18 protein-coding genes are annotated in these 18,208 nt (G+C 38.3%); 8 read left to right on the top strand and 10 right to left on the bottom strand.

Annotated features, from left to right (window positions below; all coding sequences use genetic code 11):
- The first annotated feature begins 164 nt into the window (after positions 1-164).
- A complete protein-coding gene (locus FHK88_RS12800) occupies positions 165-812 on the top strand; it encodes a hypothetical protein (RefSeq protein ID WP_227431105.1) in 648 nt (215 codons plus the stop codon).
- Positions 813-959: 147 nt separating this feature from the next.
- The gene (locus FHK88_RS12795) at positions 960-1,910 is read left to right on the top strand and encodes an ATP-binding cassette domain-containing protein (protein WP_227431104.1); all 951 of its coding nucleotides are present in this window, start codon (positions 960-962) and stop codon (positions 1,908-1,910) included.
- A 46-nt stretch (positions 1,911-1,956) separates the two neighbouring features.
- On the opposite strand, the gene FHK88_RS12790 is transcribed toward FHK88_RS12795, so the two are convergent.
- Both FHK88_RS12790 and FHK88_RS12785 read right to left on the bottom strand, forming a co-directional pair.
- Entirely contained in the window at positions 1,957-2,637 is a 681-nt protein-coding gene (locus FHK88_RS12790) for a histidine phosphatase family protein (RefSeq protein ID WP_227431103.1), read from the bottom strand.
- Positions 2,638-2,737: 100 nt separating this feature from the next.
- A complete protein-coding gene (locus tag FHK88_RS12785; RefSeq protein WP_227431102.1) occupies positions 2,738-3,013 on the bottom strand; it encodes a haloacid dehalogenase-like hydrolase in 276 nt (91 codons plus the stop codon).
- 153 nt (positions 3,014-3,166) lie between these two features.
- Between FHK88_RS12785 and FHK88_RS12780 the strand changes: the two genes are divergently transcribed.
- The 4 genes from FHK88_RS12780 to brnQ all read left to right on the top strand — a co-directional run bounded on the left by FHK88_RS12780 (position 3,167) and on the right by brnQ (position 8,275).
- Complete coding sequence (locus FHK88_RS12780; protein WP_227431101.1) at positions 3,167-4,348, top strand: hypothetical protein; 1,182 nt, start codon at positions 3,167-3,169, stop codon at positions 4,346-4,348.
- 193 nt (positions 4,349-4,541) lie between these two features.
- The gene (locus FHK88_RS12775; RefSeq protein ID WP_227431100.1) at positions 4,542-5,474 is read left to right on the top strand and encodes an alpha/beta fold hydrolase; all 933 of its coding nucleotides are present in this window, start codon (positions 4,542-4,544) and stop codon (positions 5,472-5,474) included.
- Between the two features lie 192 nt (positions 5,475-5,666).
- Entirely contained in the window at positions 5,667-6,488 is an 822-nt protein-coding gene (gene dapD / locus FHK88_RS12770; RefSeq protein WP_227431099.1) for a 2,3,4,5-tetrahydropyridine-2,6-dicarboxylate N-succinyltransferase, read from the top strand.
- A 425-nt stretch (positions 6,489-6,913) separates the two neighbouring features.
- On the top strand, positions 6,914-8,275 hold the full coding sequence (brnQ, locus tag FHK88_RS12765; RefSeq protein WP_227431098.1) for a branched-chain amino acid transport system II carrier protein: 1,362 nt from the start codon (positions 6,914-6,916) through the stop codon (positions 8,273-8,275).
- A gap of 479 nt (positions 8,276-8,754) precedes the next feature.
- Here the strand turns inward: brnQ and tsaB are convergent, their stop codons facing one another.
- The 7 genes from tsaB to FHK88_RS12730 all read right to left on the bottom strand — a co-directional run bounded on the left by tsaB (position 8,755) and on the right by FHK88_RS12730 (position 15,433).
- Complete coding sequence (gene tsaB, locus FHK88_RS12760; protein ID WP_227431097.1) at positions 8,755-9,429, bottom strand: tRNA (adenosine(37)-N6)-threonylcarbamoyltransferase complex dimerization subunit type 1 TsaB; 675 nt, start codon at positions 9,427-9,429, stop codon at positions 8,755-8,757.
- A gap of 156 nt (positions 9,430-9,585) precedes the next feature.
- Positions 9,586-10,245: a YidB family protein gene (locus FHK88_RS12755; protein ID WP_227431096.1), complete on the bottom strand. Its 660-nt coding sequence runs from the start codon at positions 10,243-10,245 to the stop codon at positions 9,586-9,588.
- Positions 10,246-10,357: 112 nt separating this feature from the next.
- Positions 10,358-10,843, bottom strand: a complete 486-nt coding sequence (locus FHK88_RS12750; RefSeq protein ID WP_227431095.1) for a hypothetical protein — start codon at positions 10,841-10,843, stop codon at positions 10,358-10,360.
- Between the two features lie 14 nt (positions 10,844-10,857).
- On the bottom strand, positions 10,858-11,124 hold the full coding sequence (locus FHK88_RS12745) for a succinate dehydrogenase assembly factor 2 (protein ID WP_227431094.1): 267 nt from the start codon (positions 11,122-11,124) through the stop codon (positions 10,858-10,860).
- 260 nt (positions 11,125-11,384) lie between these two features.
- Positions 11,385-12,278, bottom strand: a complete 894-nt coding sequence (gene folP, locus FHK88_RS12740) for a dihydropteroate synthase (protein ID WP_227431093.1) — start codon at positions 12,276-12,278, stop codon at positions 11,385-11,387.
- A gap of 170 nt (positions 12,279-12,448) precedes the next feature.
- Complete coding sequence (gene ftsH, locus FHK88_RS12735; protein WP_227431245.1) at positions 12,449-14,332, bottom strand: ATP-dependent zinc metalloprotease FtsH; 1,884 nt, start codon at positions 14,330-14,332, stop codon at positions 12,449-12,451.
- 468 nt (positions 14,333-14,800) lie between these two features.
- The gene (locus tag FHK88_RS12730) at positions 14,801-15,433 is read right to left on the bottom strand and encodes an RlmE family RNA methyltransferase (RefSeq protein ID WP_227431092.1); all 633 of its coding nucleotides are present in this window, start codon (positions 15,431-15,433) and stop codon (positions 14,801-14,803) included.
- A gap of 599 nt (positions 15,434-16,032) precedes the next feature.
- Between FHK88_RS12730 and FHK88_RS12725 the strand changes: the two genes are divergently transcribed.
- Both FHK88_RS12725 and FHK88_RS12720 read left to right on the top strand, forming a co-directional pair.
- Positions 16,033-16,368 (top strand): YhbY family RNA-binding protein, encoded by a 336-nt coding sequence (locus FHK88_RS12725; RefSeq protein ID WP_227431091.1) that lies wholly within the window; start codon positions 16,033-16,035, stop codon positions 16,366-16,368.
- A 59-nt stretch (positions 16,369-16,427) separates the two neighbouring features.
- Positions 16,428-17,177 carry a hypothetical protein gene (locus FHK88_RS12720; RefSeq protein WP_227431090.1) on the top strand — a complete coding sequence of 250 codons (750 nt, stop codon included), beginning with the start codon at positions 16,428-16,430 and terminating at the stop codon, positions 17,175-17,177.
- 136 nt (positions 17,178-17,313) lie between these two features.
- Here the strand turns inward: FHK88_RS12720 and FHK88_RS12715 are convergent, their stop codons facing one another.
- A complete protein-coding gene (locus FHK88_RS12715) occupies positions 17,314-18,021 on the bottom strand; it encodes a CHAP domain-containing protein (protein WP_227431089.1) in 708 nt (235 codons plus the stop codon).
- Positions 18,022-18,208: the final 187 nt, after the last annotated feature.

The following is an 18,208-nucleotide window of genomic DNA, read 5'->3' as shown; positions in this document are numbered from 1 at the left end:
AGCCTTCTTGTAGCAACTTCTATCTATTTACTCATACTGACTTTGGTATATTTTGACAGAGAAATCATAGTAAAAGAGTATAAAGAACAGTGTGATCTGCCAAATCTATGATATATAAAGATAGAATAGAGCATCTCTAAGATATCCCATGGATACCATCAAATATGAGTAAAAAAATCAGTGTATTTTTTAGATCGTTCAAAGAGGTTTTCTTTGCCTGCCCGAAATATAATAGTGCAATGGCTCTTTGTTTATTGATTATCGGTATCATGCCTGCGATTAATGTCTATACTACAGCTCAGCTTGTTTCTTTGTTTGAAATTACCAACGCTAACACTTCCAATACCCAAAACTCAATTATCTTTGTCATCACACTTTGGGGTGTCAGTATGCTGATACCCACCTTGCTCACACCTTTGGTAAATTATCTGCAATCGCACATCAATCAACTGGTAACCAATCGCATCATCAGCCAAATCATGCAAAAAAATGCCTCTTTTTATGGCTTACACGCTTATGACAATGTAGAGATTCAAGATGCGACGGCGGTTCTAAAAAATCAATCAAAATTTCGACCGACTAACTTTTCAGTCAACTTAGTCACCATCATCAGAGAAGTCATCACCGTATTGGCATTGTCGTTTATGTTATTTTCTATTAAATGGTGGATTCCCTTTGCCGTTTTAATCTCCTTTATTCCCCTTGCCTATATCAACTTTCAAGTGACTTCATTTAGTTGGCAAGCCCTGATGAAAACAGGTAAGCACAGCCGTTTGATGGATTACTTTTCTTCACTGTCTTTTTCACGATAGGCACAAAAGGACATTCACCTATTTAATGCCTATGGCTTAATCATAGATAAATATAATACAGCTTTTCAAAATGTCTATGGCGAGTTAACAAAAGCACAATTTAATATTTTCACCAAACCCATTCCTTTTCAGTTTATTAGTATTATTGTGGTTGCTGTCATTTTATTTTCGTTATATGAGCAAAATAAAGCATCCGCCATCACCGTTTCATCAGCCGTTATTTTATTGCAGTCCATCTTTATCTTAAATAACCGTATGCAAGGGCTGATACAGCATGGCTCTATGCTTTATGAAATATTGGATTATTTTAACAAGTATTTTACCTTTTTAGATTATTCATCTGATATCAAAGATGGGACACAATCCATACAGCACATAGAACGTATTGAGTTTGTGCATGTTGGTTTTAAATATCCTAATACACAAATAAACATTCTACAAAACATAAGTTTTTCGGCAAATATTGGCGAGTCCATCGCCATTGTTGGTCATAATGGGGCAGGGAAATCCACGCTGGTGCATCTTATCTGTCGCTTTTGGGAAGTAAGCGAAGGGCAAATTCTTATTAATGGTCGTGATATCCGCTTATATAAAGTTTCAGAGTTACGTCAGTGTATTGGGGCGGTGTTTCAAGATTTTTTTAAGTTTAATATGAGCATTAATGAGAACATCACACTGAGTCACGACTCGGTGATAAACCCAAATAACATAACAAATGAGCTAGGATTACCTGCTGATTTATCTATGGATACGTTGATAGGTAAGTCTTATGATGGTATTGAGTTATCAGGGGGTCAATGGCAAAGGCTGGCGATTTTGCGTTGTCTACATGCTGATACTTCGATGATTATTTTAGATGAGCCAACCTCAGCAATAGACCCAAAAGCCGAAGTTAAACTTTATGATGATTTCAAACAGCTTTCAAAAGGCAAACTCAGCTTTATGATTACTCATCGACTCGGCTCTATTAATGGTGTCGATAGAGTGTTGGTATTGGATAACGGCGTTTTGGTGCAAGATGACACCCCTGACAATCTAAAAAATACTGAAGGTGTTTTTAAACAGTTATGGGAGTTACAATCGGGCATGTATACATAAATGGCAATTATAATATCCAAGCAAATATATGATTGTGATATTCGCCTCAATCTATCGAATTAAGGCTTCGCACTTTGGTAATCATTGGCGGTAAACTCATAGCATCAATGCCATTTATAACATCATTGTCATCTAATAGCGTTAAACAAAACACTTCACAATTTTTTGTACGAATTGGTCTCTCAAATTGCACAAATTTTTGCATGGTGCGATTACCATCTTTGGTCTGTCCCAAAATCTGCCAAATCAGCATACTAATCCATAAGCCATGTGTAAAGGCGACATGATTACCCGTAGGTAATTGGCGAAAATATGCCAACACTTGCTCAACCCGACCACAAAAATTATGATAAGTTTCAGCATCACCACCGTGCATCTCATCAGGACTATGTGTCAGCCAATAGTCCTCTGCCATCTGACGACGCTCTTCCAAAGTAGTGCCATCAATTTTGGCAAAGCTTAAATAATCAAACTCTTGTAAGCCTTCAACAATGGTTGGGGTAATACCCAGTTTGTCTACTAACGGCTTGGCGGTTTGATGGGTACGTAAAAACTTCGATACCATAATAGAGTCAATGTTATCACCCAGCGTTTCATACAACCAATAAGCGACCTGCTCAGCTTGATGTTGTCCCAGTTCGGTTAACGGAATATCAGCATTAATCATCGCCTCACCGCCTGCATTAGAATGGCTTTGCCCGTGTCTGACCAGATAGATTTTTTTCATAAAAGTGTGCCTGTATTAATGTTTAAAAAATGGTAGTAAAAAGCAGTTGAAGTTGGAAATAATGTCTAAAAATACTGATAATAACGATGGTCGGCAAGGCTTAATAATTCGTTATCATCAGGGGTATCGCCATACGCATAAAACGGATACCTTGTTGCTCAAGTTTATCTGCTGATACGCCAGCAAAGGCATGGGCGACCGTTTTGCTATAAATGCGACTGCTGTGGGTAAGTCGCTGTTTGCAAGCTATCAGCTCAGGTAATAGTTTGAATATACCAGAATTGAGCCGACGTTTTTCGGTGGCATAAAAGATAAATTTAGTGAACATATCACTGTCAGTGATTGTGCCATCAAAATCAAATAATGCTAAATCCATAACCTTCAATTCCCATTGTTTAATCTTATTCTATCATTGAAGTAGATGAGCCCCACACAAAAACATAGTTATTATTTAAAATTAGTTTATTTTTTATTTACAAAATAGTATATTAGAATCACTACCTAGCTATCAGTTATTGCTACTAAATATATGATGGATAATAAAACAAATGATATGGACAATCTAAAACACGATAGTGCTCAACATAAACTAAAAAAAGACAATAAAAATAGCAGTTTTTTTAAGCGATGGCTTGTTAATATTGGTTATGATTGTCCACATCGCGATTGTGGTCAACACTTTTTTGCCCCCATCAATAGCAAGGGGGTTTTGTTTTGCCCGCATTGTCAGCAAAGTATTTTATTAAAACCTACTGATACATATACTGATAAGTCAACACAAAAATCTGGTTTTCAGTTTCAATGGCAAGTTTTAACCAAACCCACATACTGGTTATTATCATTTATGATGTTATTGCTGTTCTTGTATATGAAGTGGTCAAATAATGGCAATATCATATTTTTATTTTTTACATTTATAATAGCAATATCATTTGTTTATTTAATTATTAAAGGCATATCTGCAAAAGGAAAGCAAGATTATTTATTTTCTTTTACTCATTATAACAAGCCAGTTTATGCAGGAATAGATAAGCTGGCTGAGATGGATAAATATCCTTTTGGTTATGTTATTGCTAATGGTCAGCTCGCCATCAATCAACCTGCCAATCAAGATATTTTTACCAGTTATGAAACCATCTATTTCTGTCCTTGTTGTCATTCCCAGCAAATGATTAACTTAACCTCTATGCTTGTTTTGGATTTTAAATTTTTTGAGAAATATAACATACCACGTCCAAAAAATATCCCTAAAAGCAACTTTGACCCAGTTACTAGAACTTATGCAGATGCTACAAAATACACTCAAGTAGTATGTCTAAACTGTTTATCATATTTTAAATGGCAAGCACCATCTAAACCTAAAACGCCAAATTCATTTTATGGTTTTTTACAAAAAATTAAACCTCCATTAATACAAACAACTTTCTTTGTACTTCATGTCATTTTATATGGTATTACTGCTTTATTTATATTACCAAAACTCATTATGGTCACTGCATTTTATCTTATGAACGGTCATTCGATATTATCATTGGCTTTATTTACCCCATCTTGGTGGCAAACCTTACTATTAACACTCGTTAAGTCAATATTAGCAATAATATTTTTTCAGTTTTTATTCTTTTTTTATATGACAATAGCAATGTGGCTTCGTTCTAACTCTAAAAATAATAATAAAGTAACTCTACAAAAAATTAAGATGGATTATTGACCAATAAATGCTTTACCTGATATTGTCATTATCATTAGTTCAAGGAAATACTAATGTATTGATGCTCAATCCAAACGTAAATATCATCTTTGTAGCACAGTAAACATGATAAGCATAACTGATAATATAATAATCCACCTTGATTTAACGAGTCCCTATCCATTTACTCATTGATAATACACAGGATTGTACTATGACTACCACCATTTTATCCGCCGATCAAAAACACACCCTACACCATACTTTTTTTATTCCCCAAAGCGATATCAAAGCTACTTTATTAATCGCTCACGGTATGACAGAACATAGTGGACGCTATATAGAATTTGCACAGTTTTTAGCAAATCATGGCATTATGGTAGCAACTTATGACCATTTAGGACATGGTAAAACCGCAGAAAATATGGATGAACTGGGCTATTTTGCACCGAGTTATCCAATGCAAGCCTTGCTTAAAGATACGGTTATCATGGCAGATGCCATAAAAGCTCATTATCCTGATGTACCACATTTTATTATGGGACATTCGATGGGGTCGTTTATTGTACGCAATGTATTACAGCATCATGCCAGTGAGTTTGCAGGGGCTATTTTAATGGGAACGAGTGATTTTGACCCTTTAATACCCGTATTTTTACCCATGACAAAGATGCTCAATAAAATTGCACCCAAACAGCGTAATATTGTCTTTGCAAATACTATGAATAGGGTGCTGAACTTTAAGCTGGGTAAAAGTCGGGCTGATTCAGAGTTTGCATGGGTCTGTGCCAATTCAGAGGGACGTCAAGCGTATGAAGCAGACCCATTGTGTGGCTTTGATTTTACCAATAATGGCTTTATGGCACTGATGCAACTGATGCATAGAGGGCTACACAAACAGTGGGCGCAAACCATTGATAAAGACTTTGCCATGCTGTTTGTCAGTGGTGAAGATGACCCCATTGGAAATATGGGTGATGGTGTTCGACAACTGAGCGAACGCTTACTACAACAAGGCTTTACCCATATTGACTACTATCTGTATCCCAATATGCGTCATGAGCCATTACACGAAGTTGAACATCAATTGGTTTACCAAGATATATTAAATTGGTTATCAAAGACCATAAAACATTCATCCCGTTAGGCTTCTATTAACAAGGGTAACAGTAAGGTTTTACGATTAACTAACATTGTTTAGTCTTTCCATCACAAGTCAGAAACTCTAAAGAGCTTAGCACTTATTAACACAATGAGATTTGCCAAATTTCTTAGAATTAGCGACAATAACCCCGTAATTATCAAGTCACTTTTTTATCGTTAAACTATAGGAACTTTTATGTCATTACAAGATACCATCGAACAAGCCTTTGAAAACCGTGCTGATTATAGTCCAAGCACCATGCCACAAGACGTACGTGAGGCAGTTGAGTCTGTGCTTGAGCAGTTGGATAACGGTAGCCTGAGAGTTGCTGAAAAAAAGGACGGTGAGTGGGTCGTTAACCAATGGGCAAAAAAAGCAGTATTACTGTCATTCCGTCTACGTGATAATGAGCCAATGCCAAGTGGTGAGTTTGTGCAGTTTTATGACAAAGTCCCTACCAAGTTTGCCGATTGGACATCTGAGCAGTTTGCTGAGGCTGGCGTGCGTGTTGTTCCGCCTGCGGTGGCTCGTAAAGGTTCATTTATCGCTCGTGGTGCGGTGTTAATGCCCTCTTATGTCAATATTGGGGCATACGTTGACCAAGGTGCGATGGTTGATACTTGGGCAACAGTTGGCTCTTGTGCGCAAATTGGTAAAAATGTGCATCTATCAGGTGGCGTGGGTATCGGTGGTGTATTAGAGCCATTGCAAGCCAATCCAACCATTATTGAGGATAACTGCTTTATTGGTGCTCGCTCTGAGATTGTTGAAGGGGTGATTGTTGAAGAAGGCTCAGTAATCTCAATGGGTGTCTATATTGGTCAATCCACCAAAATTTATGACCGTGAAACAGGTGAGATTCATTATGGTCGTGTACCAGCAGGTTCAGTCGTTGTTCCCGGTAGCCTACCTGCCAAAGATGGCTCACACAGCTTGTATTGTGCCGTCATTGTTAAAAAAGTAGACGCACAAACTCGTGCAAAAACAGCCGTCAATGAGTTGTTACGTTTGGATTAGTCGTTTAGATTGGTATAGTAGGCAGACTATAGAGCATAGCAAACCTACACTGCCACACATAACAAGAAGCCATCAGTAAAATGATGGCTTTTTACTTTTTTATCTACTGCTCATTATTGATTGCTCAAAATTTATTGCCCATTTATCTGGTTAACTCTCTATAGCCTTACAGTTAAAACAGTCAAAGACCTACACTCAGTTGCCTTGTATCCGTTTATAACCTCACTGACCATATTTGTTTGATTACATTATCTTTTTAGTTGACTTGCTTCGTTTAGATAAGATGCAAGATTTTGAAAAATCTGACTACTTAAAGGCAAAACTGGCATAACATTTTTTGATAAGTTAAGTATAATATTACTATTTTTTATATGGTATATACCTAAATTTTATCATTAAAATGAATCAATTAGGGGCAGTTAAAGATGAGTGCATCTTCTCATAAGTCTCAGGATACTTCGACTAGTCATGCTTTGTTCTATGGCTTTATGCTGTTGTCGTTCTTTTTTGGCGCAGGTAATCTGATTTTTCCACCCATGCTTGGCATGAATGCAGGAAACAGTTTTACCCCTGCGGTGATTGGCTTTATTGTTACAGCCATTGCTCTACCCATGCTCACTTTGATAGCTATTGCTAAATCAGATGATGGATTGTTGGGCTTGGGTCGGCGAGTTCACCCCATTTTTGCTTATATTTTTGCCATTTTGATTTATTTATCAATTGGGGCGATGTATGGCATTCCACGTGCTGCCAATGTCGGTTATGAGATGGGCTTTCGCCATATGGTTAATTTGTCAGATAATTTCGGGTTGATGATTTATGTGGGTGTATTTTTTAGCATTTGCTATTTCGCCTCTCTGCACTCTGGACATTTGGTAGACCTGATTGGTAAGTTTTTAACACCTATTTTACTGCTGATTATTACCCTATTATGTGGATTGGCATTTTTTAATTTAACTCCCAGCAATCATCTACCCACTGAGCAGTTTGCCCATAATCCCTTATCAGCAGGGATTATTGAAGGCTATTTCACCATGGATGCTTTAGCTGCTTTGGCATTTGGTACAGTGCTTGCCAATGCAGTCATTAATAACAATCAAGCTACCCAAAACCGTGGCATATCACATCAGAAAGTCGTAAGCATCATGATTAAAGCTTCATTGATTGCTGGTGCGTGTTTGGGGCTAATTTATTTTTGTTTGGCATGGATAGGCTCAGCAATGTATCGTCCTGAAGGCTATGATAATGGGGCAGTTTTATTATCCACTGCTGCCACACAGCTTATGGGAGATATGGGTAATTTGGCATTTGGGACGATTGTGATGCTGGCATGTTTGACCACATGTATCGGACTGATTAATGCCTGTTCTAATTTTGCCAGTCGCTTATATCCCAAGTTATCCTATCCTCGTTATGTATTGATATTTACCATAGCAGGGGCAGTATTTTCGAATTTGGGATTGGATAGTATTTTAGCAGTGGCTGTACCAATTTTGGTATTTTTATACCCCATTAGCATTACTCTTGTGGTGCTATCTTTATTACAGCCAATGATTGCTAACCGTGATTGGACATATTTATTTGGCGTAGGAACAGCAACAATATTGGCATTTACTGATTTATTAGCCAATATTGTATCAACTGATTTGCCATGGCAAGGGGTTGTGGCATTATTACCAATGGCAGATTTAGGGCTGGGCTGGATTGTACCAACAATCATCATGGCCATTGTAGGCTTTGTGATTTCTCCCAAGAAAGTAGCTGCATCTCAACCAAAAATGATATAGCTTACCTCTGTTTGGGATAAGATTTTGGGATAAGATATAGTCAAACAGTCAAAGCAGTCTTTGTTTAATAACTCTTTGACTAGGGTCTGTTGAACATTCACCCCATTAGGCTAATACCTACAAGGAATACAGCTATTTTTTACTTTCATGTAAAAATTGGCTAAATTTGTCTTATTCTGCGTTAATGAACTTGTTAATATCTCGATATTAACAAGTTCATTGCCTTGACTAAGTCAAATTCTTCTCAATTTTTCCTATGAAGATGAATGTTCAACAGACCCTATAAATGATATATATTTGATTTTAGGATAATTTATAACAGCTCTCTAAACACATCCTATTGAGCCAGATATTTTATATAGATTGTAATCTACATTTATCATAGATTACTATTTATAGCTTTTAATAATCTTAGGTTGTGCCCAAAATATCGAAATTTCTTATCCCGAATTTCAGTGATTCATTCAGTGATTAAAGAATCAAGCCTTTGCCTTTTGTTGTTTTAGCGTTTTCCACGCATCGTTGCGTAAATATACTGGCAGGGCTTGCTCTGCACTCACACCACCATTTTGTAGAAATGCTAGGCGACCCAATCGTCCTAAGATAGCAGCATCTGTCTGTATCTCATCATAAATTACTTGGTTAGGTTGAGCCTGTAGTAATGATGCCCCATTACCAACCATCGCTATTGCACATGGTAGATGGCTATCATAATCTACCAAACGCTCTTGACTTTGCCCAACCTGAACCATCATTCCAGCACTCTCTTGATATTGCGCACAATATACCTGCTGCATTCTGGCATCTAACACCGCATAACATTGCGATAGCTGATGCTGTTCATGACCAGCTTGTGCCAAGACCTGTAAGCTAGAGACACCCACGCATGGTATATCATGTGCAACAGATAAAGCTTGTACCACAGCAGTATTAATACGAATACCACTAAACGCCCCTGGACCTCGGTTAAAGATAAGGGTTTGTAGCTCAGTTAAAGGTAGATTTGCTTCTTTAAGTGCCGTATCTATCATTGGTAGTATTTGCTGAGTTTGCTCACGATTACCCGTTTTGGTATCCATACTTAACACCTCACCTTCGGTGTTTATCAGTGCCACTGAACATTGTCCAAAAACGGTATCAATTGCCAAAAACATAACAGACCTACCCTATGAAAAACTAAGATTCAAATAAGAATTATAGCGTATTCATACCTATCATTACCAAAAGTAGCAAGAAATTAAATGGCATATAAAAAGGTCATCCGAAGATGACCTTTTTGATGTGCTTAATGGGTAAAGCCAAAATGGCTGTTATTTAGACAATACACCAGAGATTTGTTGCAAAATTTCATTAATTTCTTGGTTGGCTTCAGGCTCTGTACCTAAGTCACCATTAGGTGTTAACTGATTAAAGACTTCAGGTAATAATTCAGAAATACCTTGCTTAACTTCATTTTCATCAGTACCCGTTTGGGTTGCTACTTGACGAATTTCATCTTCACCAAACAAACGATTTACTTCATCAGGATTGAGTGTTTCATTGCTTTCTTGTGTACTCATCCAAGAGTTGACTTGTTTATCAAAACCCAGTTCTTTTATTTTTCCTAATGCACCAGACAATCCACCGTTACGCTGAATCCAGCCTAACACGATGGGCATCAAGGCTGCTAGCAACATGCCTTTACCGCCACCTGCTTTATTAGCCATCTGCCCACCAAGAACACTGCCCAAAACAGCACCCAGACCACCAGCACCATTTGCACTGTTGCCACCACCCAGAACACTGCCTAGGATATCACCCATTCCAGAGCTGGCTTGGCTATTTTGTTGTGCATTACCACCCCCTAAAACACTACCCAGCATTCCCCCAAGACCACCACCTGAAGACTGGTTGTTTGTTGCTTGTGCATTATCATCAGCACCCATGGCGCTACGTGCAACTTGTGTCACTAAATTACCTAAAAGACTCATAAGATTTCCTTTGTTATAAACTTTGCATCACTGTATAAATAAAGACATTTATACATTGTGATGACCCTATATATCACTATAGCAAATTTTTATTATTATAGGGGGCAAATTGTCACCAACGAGCCAATGCTTTCAATCGACGCCACGAAATTGGGGTTATTTGGTCTTGCCAAAGACTAATAGATACTGGTGCATCATGTTGATGACTGACGGCAAACTCAACTATCAAACATTTTCCAAAATCTCGGCATTGTAAGAGTTTAGCTTCCCATAGCTCATGATGCTCAGCTTTATCATATACTAACTGCCAATGCTCACCTTGATAACCTTGACGATGATATAGTACAGGTGATGTTAAATGCACCAAACGTGGCTGACGCAAAAACATACCTAACAAGGCAATCACACTCATAGCGATTATTACTAACATTACCCACAGTGTTACATCAGTTAATACTGCAATCATTATCAAAGTAGCAAGATATAAAGCAATAAAACCCCACTTCCAGCTACTAAATGATGCTATTTGAGTATCAATACGATGATATTGTTCTGCCTCTTCAAATACTAATTCATTATCTGCTATGGGTGTATCCATTTCTTCTATCATTATTAACTATCAGGCTTTTGATATGACTTTAATAAAGTAACCAATTCCTCTACTTCTGGCTCTTCAGGCTTTGCCTGCCCCATAAAGAAATTCAATAAATCTGGGTCTTCATAAGTCAATAGTTTTGCAAAAGCAGTTTGCTCTTCTGCACTGGCAGTCAAATAATGATTTTTGACATAAGGGTCAATATAAAAATCTAACTCTTTCAACCCTCGACGTGCTTGATAAATGATTCGACGCTGTTCATCCGTAGGGGATATGTGGCTCATATGCTTCTCCATTATTAATAGCAATACTGTGTGTTATTTATTATCTCATAAACCTATAGGGTCTGTTGAACTTTCACCCCGTTAGACTAATATTTACAAGGGATATAACTATTTTTTACTTTCATGCGTTAAATCCCTGCTTATAAGGGACATAACTGTGTTTATAGATGTTGCCAAAATATATTCTTAGCCCTTATGGAATAGTGCTTTGTGTCTCCAATGTTCAATAGCCTCTAGTCAGAATATTTTTTTTATGACAGTTAAGATACTGATTGCGACAACTGTGACCACAGTGCCAATGCCTGCTTGGTCATCGCCACATCATGTGTACGCACAATACTTGCACCTTGCTGTACAGCCAATAAGGCAGCAGCCATACCGACCGCATCACGCTCTAGTGCAGTATGTTCTTGCCATGCTGGCACACCACTTTTACTCAAGACCTCTCCCAAAAACCGCTTACGAGAAATACCAAATAATATTGGTAAATCAAATGCTTTAAAATGCTGTAATTGGGTTAATAATTGGCAATGATGCTCATAGTTTTTTGCAAAGCCAAAACCCATGTCAATAATGATATTTTCATGCCTCACACCCGCTTGCTTTGCCTTATCAATACAACTCTGTAACTCCTCTGTCACGTCATCTAGTACATCATCATACTGAGCCAACTGGTTCATCGTATCAGGCTCACCTCGCATGTGCATCAGCACAACAGGAATCTGTAAATTTGCAGCCATTTGTGCAGCACCTTGCTCTCTTAGCCCTCGGACATCATTCCAAATTGCTGCTCCTGCATTTACCGCCGCTTCGATAACCTGAGGATTACTGGTATCAATTGATATCCATACTTTATCACCCACCATACGATGCACTTCACCAATAATAGGCATAATACGATTTAGTTGCTCTTGCACAGATATTGGCTTCGCATTTGGACGAGTAGACTCTGCCCCAATATCAATAATATCAACACCCGACTGCAACATTTGCTCACAATGCGCCAATGCAGTCTTTACTTGATTAAACTTACCCCCATCAGAAAATGAGTCTGGTGTAACATTTAAAATCCCCATCACCTTTGGCTCTGACAAATCCAAAACTCGCCCCTGCCAACTGACTTGATAGGGTGGTAATTTATTAAATAATGACATTTTGACTCCTTAAACTCCTAACAATCATAGGGGTTATATCATCAGGGCTATATCCATTGATATTTTTCCATAAAAAAGCCCTTCTATAACTGAAAGGCTCTTTTAACATTAGACATGTATATAACAGTTTATGATGAGTAATATAACAGCATCACCTTACTAGATTACTATCACATAGCTGGTAATGGTGGTGGTGTTGTATCTTTATCAATAGACACTTTTTGTGGTGTCACATCAATAGACTGATATACTTTTGGCTCACGTGGATCACGTCCTGCCATGATATCCTGCAACTGATCACGGTCAATGGTTTCCCATTTCATCAGTGCATCTACCATTGCATGCATCTTGTCTTGATTAGCTTCAATAAGCTCACGTGCAATATCATACTGCTCTTCTAAGATTCGACGTACTTCTTCATCTACTTTCTGTTGCGTTGCTTCTGAAATGGTACGTGATGAGCTACTAAAATAGCCCTGAGAAGAGTCATCATCTTCATAGACCATGATACCCATTGCATCTGACATACCATATTTGGTTACCATTGCACGCGCCATCTTGGTTGCCCGTTCAAAGTCATTAGATGCACCAGTCGACTTCTGATTAACAAATACTTCCTCGGCAATTCGACCACCAAATAAAATCGCAATTTCATTTAAAAGCTCTGCTTTATCTTTACTGGTCTGGTCATGCTCAGGAAGCTGCCACGTCACACCCAATGCAAATCCACGAGGCATGATGGTCACCTTATGTACAGGTGCTGTATTTGGTAGCATCTCTGCAACTAATGCGTGTCCTGCTTCATGATATGCCGTAGCACGACGCTCTTCTTCACGAAGTACCATAGACCTACGCTCAGGACCCATATATAGCTTATCTTTAGCATCTTCAAAGTCGTGCATATCAACACTGCCTTTGTTACGACGCGCCGCAAATAGAGCTGCTTCGTTGACCAAGTTTGCCAACTGTGCACCACTAAAGCCAGGCGTACCACGTGCAAGAGCATTGATATCAACACCAACTGTTGATGGCAATTTTCTTAAATGCACTGCCAAAATTTGCTCACGTCCTTTAATATCAGGAAGACCAACATGAACCTGACGGTCAAAACGACCTGGACGCAACAAGGCTTTATCCAAGACATCCACACGGTTGGTCGCAGCAATGACAATCACACCATCATTACCCTCAAAACCATCCATTTCTACCAATAGCTGGTTGAGTGTTTGCTCACGTTCATCATGACCACCACCCATACCTGAGCCACGGTGACGACCGACTGCATCAATCTCATCAATAAAGATGATACAAGGTGCATTTTTCTTCGCTTGTTCAAACATATCACGAACACGAGAAGCACCAACCCCAACGAACATCTCAACAAAGTCTGAGCCTGAGATAGAGAAGAAAGGTACTTTCGCTTCACCAGCAATGGCTTTTGCAAGCAAAGTTTTACCTGTACCTGGAGGACCTACCATTAAAATACCACGAGGAATCATCGCACCAAGCTTGGTAAAACGATCTGGGTCACGTAAGAAGTCAACAACCTCAACCACTTCTTCTTTAGCTTCTTCACAACCAGCCACATCATTAAAGTTTACTTTAATCTGATCTTCAGATAGCATTTTTGCTTTTGACTTACCAAAGCTCATTGGTCCACCAGCACGTCCACCAGCGCCGCCTTGCATATTACGCATAAAGAACAAGAACAGGCCAATAATAAGAAGCACAGGGAAGCTGGCAATTAATAATTGCATCATAATGCCCTGACGCTCAGGTGCGGCTCCCTGTACTTCTACCTGATGCTCACGTAAAGTAGGCATCAGCTCAGGATCTGTTACTGCTGGGCGTACTGTCTCAAAAGTAGACCCATTTTTCTTTTCGCCTGTGATTTGCTCACCATCAATCTTGACACTTTTTACCTGATTTTCGGTAACTTGGGTCACAAACTCTGAGTAGTTGAGCATGTCTGGATCATTACGGCTATCAAAATTGCTAAATACTAGCACCAATACGCCAATAACAACCAACCACAATAAGGTATTTTTTACCATGTCACTCACAAGTGATACCATCCCTTACTTGATATATTCAAAAATTTACCATTTAAATGGTCTTATACTATCTTACTTACTTTACAGCTCTTAACTGATAACAACTCATCTTATGATGATGTATTACCAAGTTATAGTGGTTTATACAAAATCTCAAGGATAAAAACCTAAAGACAGAAATCTATAAATTTTATCACTAGTTATCGTCAATATCTGACAAGTAATCTAATGTTCAGTCTGTTAACTTAGCTGATAAACTCAACAATTATAAACCATTGCAATGACTATTAATCATACATTTTAAATGTTGGACATAAAGCTAAGCCACTATAGCAGATATTAGGTCACAGATTAGATTCTTCAAGCAACTACGATGTAAAGTTAAGTAAATTTGGCAACTTAATGCACATTTATAACCTCTAATTGCTCACTCATCTTAGAATCTATCAATATTTTGTACTTGCTATGTTATTTAGTTGCAACCCAAAATATTTCTTTTGAACGTGGACGAGATGCTGCAGGCTTGATACTGCGCACTTTACGAAACTGTGTCTGCATCTGTTTTCTAAGCGCCTGCTCACCTTCTCCTTGAAACACTTTCATAATTAATGAGCCACCATCTGGTAACACTTGCAAAGCAAAATCTACTGCTAACTCACATAAATACATCATACGTGGCTGATCTACCGCCGTATGACCTGAAGTATTTGGTGCCATATCAGATAATACAACATCCACTTCTCGGCTACCTACTTCTGCCATAATTTTCTCAAAAACATCTGCTTCGCGAAAATCACCTTGAATAAAAGTAACATTTTCAAGCGTATCCATTGGTAGAATATCAGAAGCAATCAACGTACCATCATCACCCACTAGCTGAGCAGCAACTTGCGACCAGCTACCAGGTGCACTACCCAAATCAACGACTGTCATGCCTTTTTTAATCAGCTCAGTCTTATCATTAATCTCTAGTAACTTATAAGCAGCACGCGCACGATAACCTTCTTTTTGAGCCAGTTGAACATAGTGATCATCCAAATGCTCTTTCATCCATGCTCGACTGCTTTTTGAAAGTTTCTTATTCTTAATGCGTGTCGCCACAACTGCAACCTCCAACTATACCACTAATCACACTAACCTTAATAGCTAGATGATAAACTAGCCATGATGACTAACTCACCGTCTTATCTGATTTTTCTTTATTAAGGTCTGTTAAACTTTCACCCCATTAGGCTCATACCTACAAGAAATACAGCTCTTTTATACTTTCATATAAAAATTGGCTAAATTTGCCTTTTGATGTTAATAAGTAGTGCGTTAATAAACTGGTTAATATTCCTACTTTTATTAACAAGAGCTACCTATGTGCATTGCCTTGACTAAGACACTATTTATTAAAATCAGTATCTCAATTTTTCCTATGAAGATGAACGTTCAACAGACCCAATATCATTGTATTGATAATAGTTTAACATTTTTCAACACTGGGCTGTGACATTAACCACAAATAATCCTGCAAATATATCCAGATAAAATCCTAAAGTAAACTTTCAATATAAAAGCCATATAAACACTATATAAAAGGAACTCTGACTAACTCATACCACATCATAGTAAGTAACATAATTATTTGACTATCGAATGCAAGTTAGCTCTAGATTCTTTATAATAGAGCTTTCGTTTCTAAATAGTGAATAGATATGACTCAAACCACCACATCCAAAGCAACTCTTGACAATGCTGAGCTACGTCGTTTAAAAGGTATTGGACATGCCCTAAAGCCTATCGTGATGATTGGTAATAATGGTATTACTGAATCTTTACTACAAGAAGTTGAACGTGCACTTACTGACCACGAGCTTATTAAAGTTAAAATGCCAGCAGGAAGCAAACAAGAGCGCGATGCACTTGGCAATGAACTGGCGCAAGCAACGCAGTCACAACTTATCCATAGCATTGGACGTATGGCATTGCTATTAAAAAGTAATCCCAACGCAAACCCAAAACTATCTAACCTCATTCGTTATAGTGAATAATTACATAACCATAGATAGTGATACATCCTGCTAATTTACACTCATTATAGATGACTGATGTGGATACCCAACTAACAACCCCCTATTATCTGCTACAAACCCTTGGACAATGGACGCTGGTAGCTGATTTAGACTCTCAACACTGGGCGCAACGTCATCAGCGCCTACTACCATTGATTAGTGTACAGGCTCATATTGTTACAACGACTGCTAATACCTCACAACAACAGCAACACCGCCTAAATCTACATTATCAAATACACCTAAATGAGTGTAAAACTCCAAAGACACTTCCTTGGTTCATTTGGGAAAAAATCAGCAAACATCCACAACCAAAAGACTACTTATGGCAAAGCACTTGTCTAGAGTGTTTTGTTGCTGGCAACAAAAACAATACCCCACATCACCACAACGAATATCTAGAGCTTAACGTAGCCAGTAGTGGCCATTATGCCCTTTACCATTTCGATAACTATCGAACTCCTGATAGCATGCCCCCTAACCACCTAAGCTGCCTATTAGCCGATAAGTACAAGCCAGAATTACAAATAAATGCAGACCCTAGACCAATCCTACTGCAAGGCAAAACGCCATCCCACTATCCAGAAGAACCGCATACACTAAACCGACATATATCTATCAATATCCATATGTTATCGCATTTGTGGGACAGTCTCTCTAGCATACAACCTGCACTGATATTGCAAGACCAGCACACCAAACAACATTTATACTTTGCCCCCCAACATGCTACACCACCAGACTTTCATCTCAACTCATTATGGACACCCATCCAACATAAACTATAAAACTCAATATACAAAGACCAAGTAGGCATAATTGCAAACAAAAACCCCAGCCTTTTTATAAAGGCTGGGGTTTTCTTAAAACATCCTAGCAATATATTGTTAATAGATTAGTTAACCCTTAACATCAGTTACTCTATTATTCAGACATCGCTAGATAAATACCATTATTAGACGCATTGTCTAAATAGCGTGCATCTCTCCAAGTTGTATAAGAGTAGCTTGAGCTTCCGTATGGGTTAATATCACGTTGACGAAAATCTGAGACCCAAGCAGTACCATCATAAATCTGGATATGTCCATGACGATGCTTAGCAGAACGGTTAAATACCACAACATCACCAATTTGTGGCGGTGTATCATTACTCACCTTAACAAAACCTGCACTGGCTAATGTACCACGTGTCGCATACTGATATGCTGATGGATTAGGTGTAAATTCATAACCAGCAGCCTGTAGTGCCTGACGCACATATCTAGCACAACGACCTGTACTACGTGAATGTGCAGCACGAGCAGCTCTAGCAGCAGCAATGGCTGGAGCAGCATTTCTATCTAATACTGCGCTAGATTGATTTGTTCGAGGTTGATTCGCTGAGGTTCCAAACGACGATTGCGACTGTTGAGACAATCTTTCTGATAATGCTGCTAAGCGCTCTTCTCTCTGCTGAGCTTGTGCACTTAGGTTTTCAATGGCTTGACTAATTTCATCATCACTAGCAACGCTAATATCATCATTGGCAGTGCTATAAATAGGCGCATAAGCGGGAAATGACTCTTCAACTGATGCGTTTGCATGGGTAGCACCTAAACCAAAAAGTGACAATATTATCAGTGATTTTTTCATATACTTTCCATTCTTTCATCTTCATGCTCATTGTAATCTACAATAACCTATAAATAGGTAACAGCATGACAATAAACTATTAAAATTTTATTAAGTACTGAGTAAAAAGTGCTGTATCCACAGTAAATAACTACATTGGATAAAATGAAAAGAGTATAATAGTTATATAACTAAAAAGACTCATTCA

It is taken from the genome of Psychrobacter sp. I-STPA6b, from assembly GCF_020662265.1.
Classification (GTDB): Bacteria; Pseudomonadota; Gammaproteobacteria; order Pseudomonadales; family Moraxellaceae; genus Psychrobacter.
Note: the sequence above shows the minus strand (reverse complement) of the source record. Positions and strands in the feature narration are given on the sequence as shown.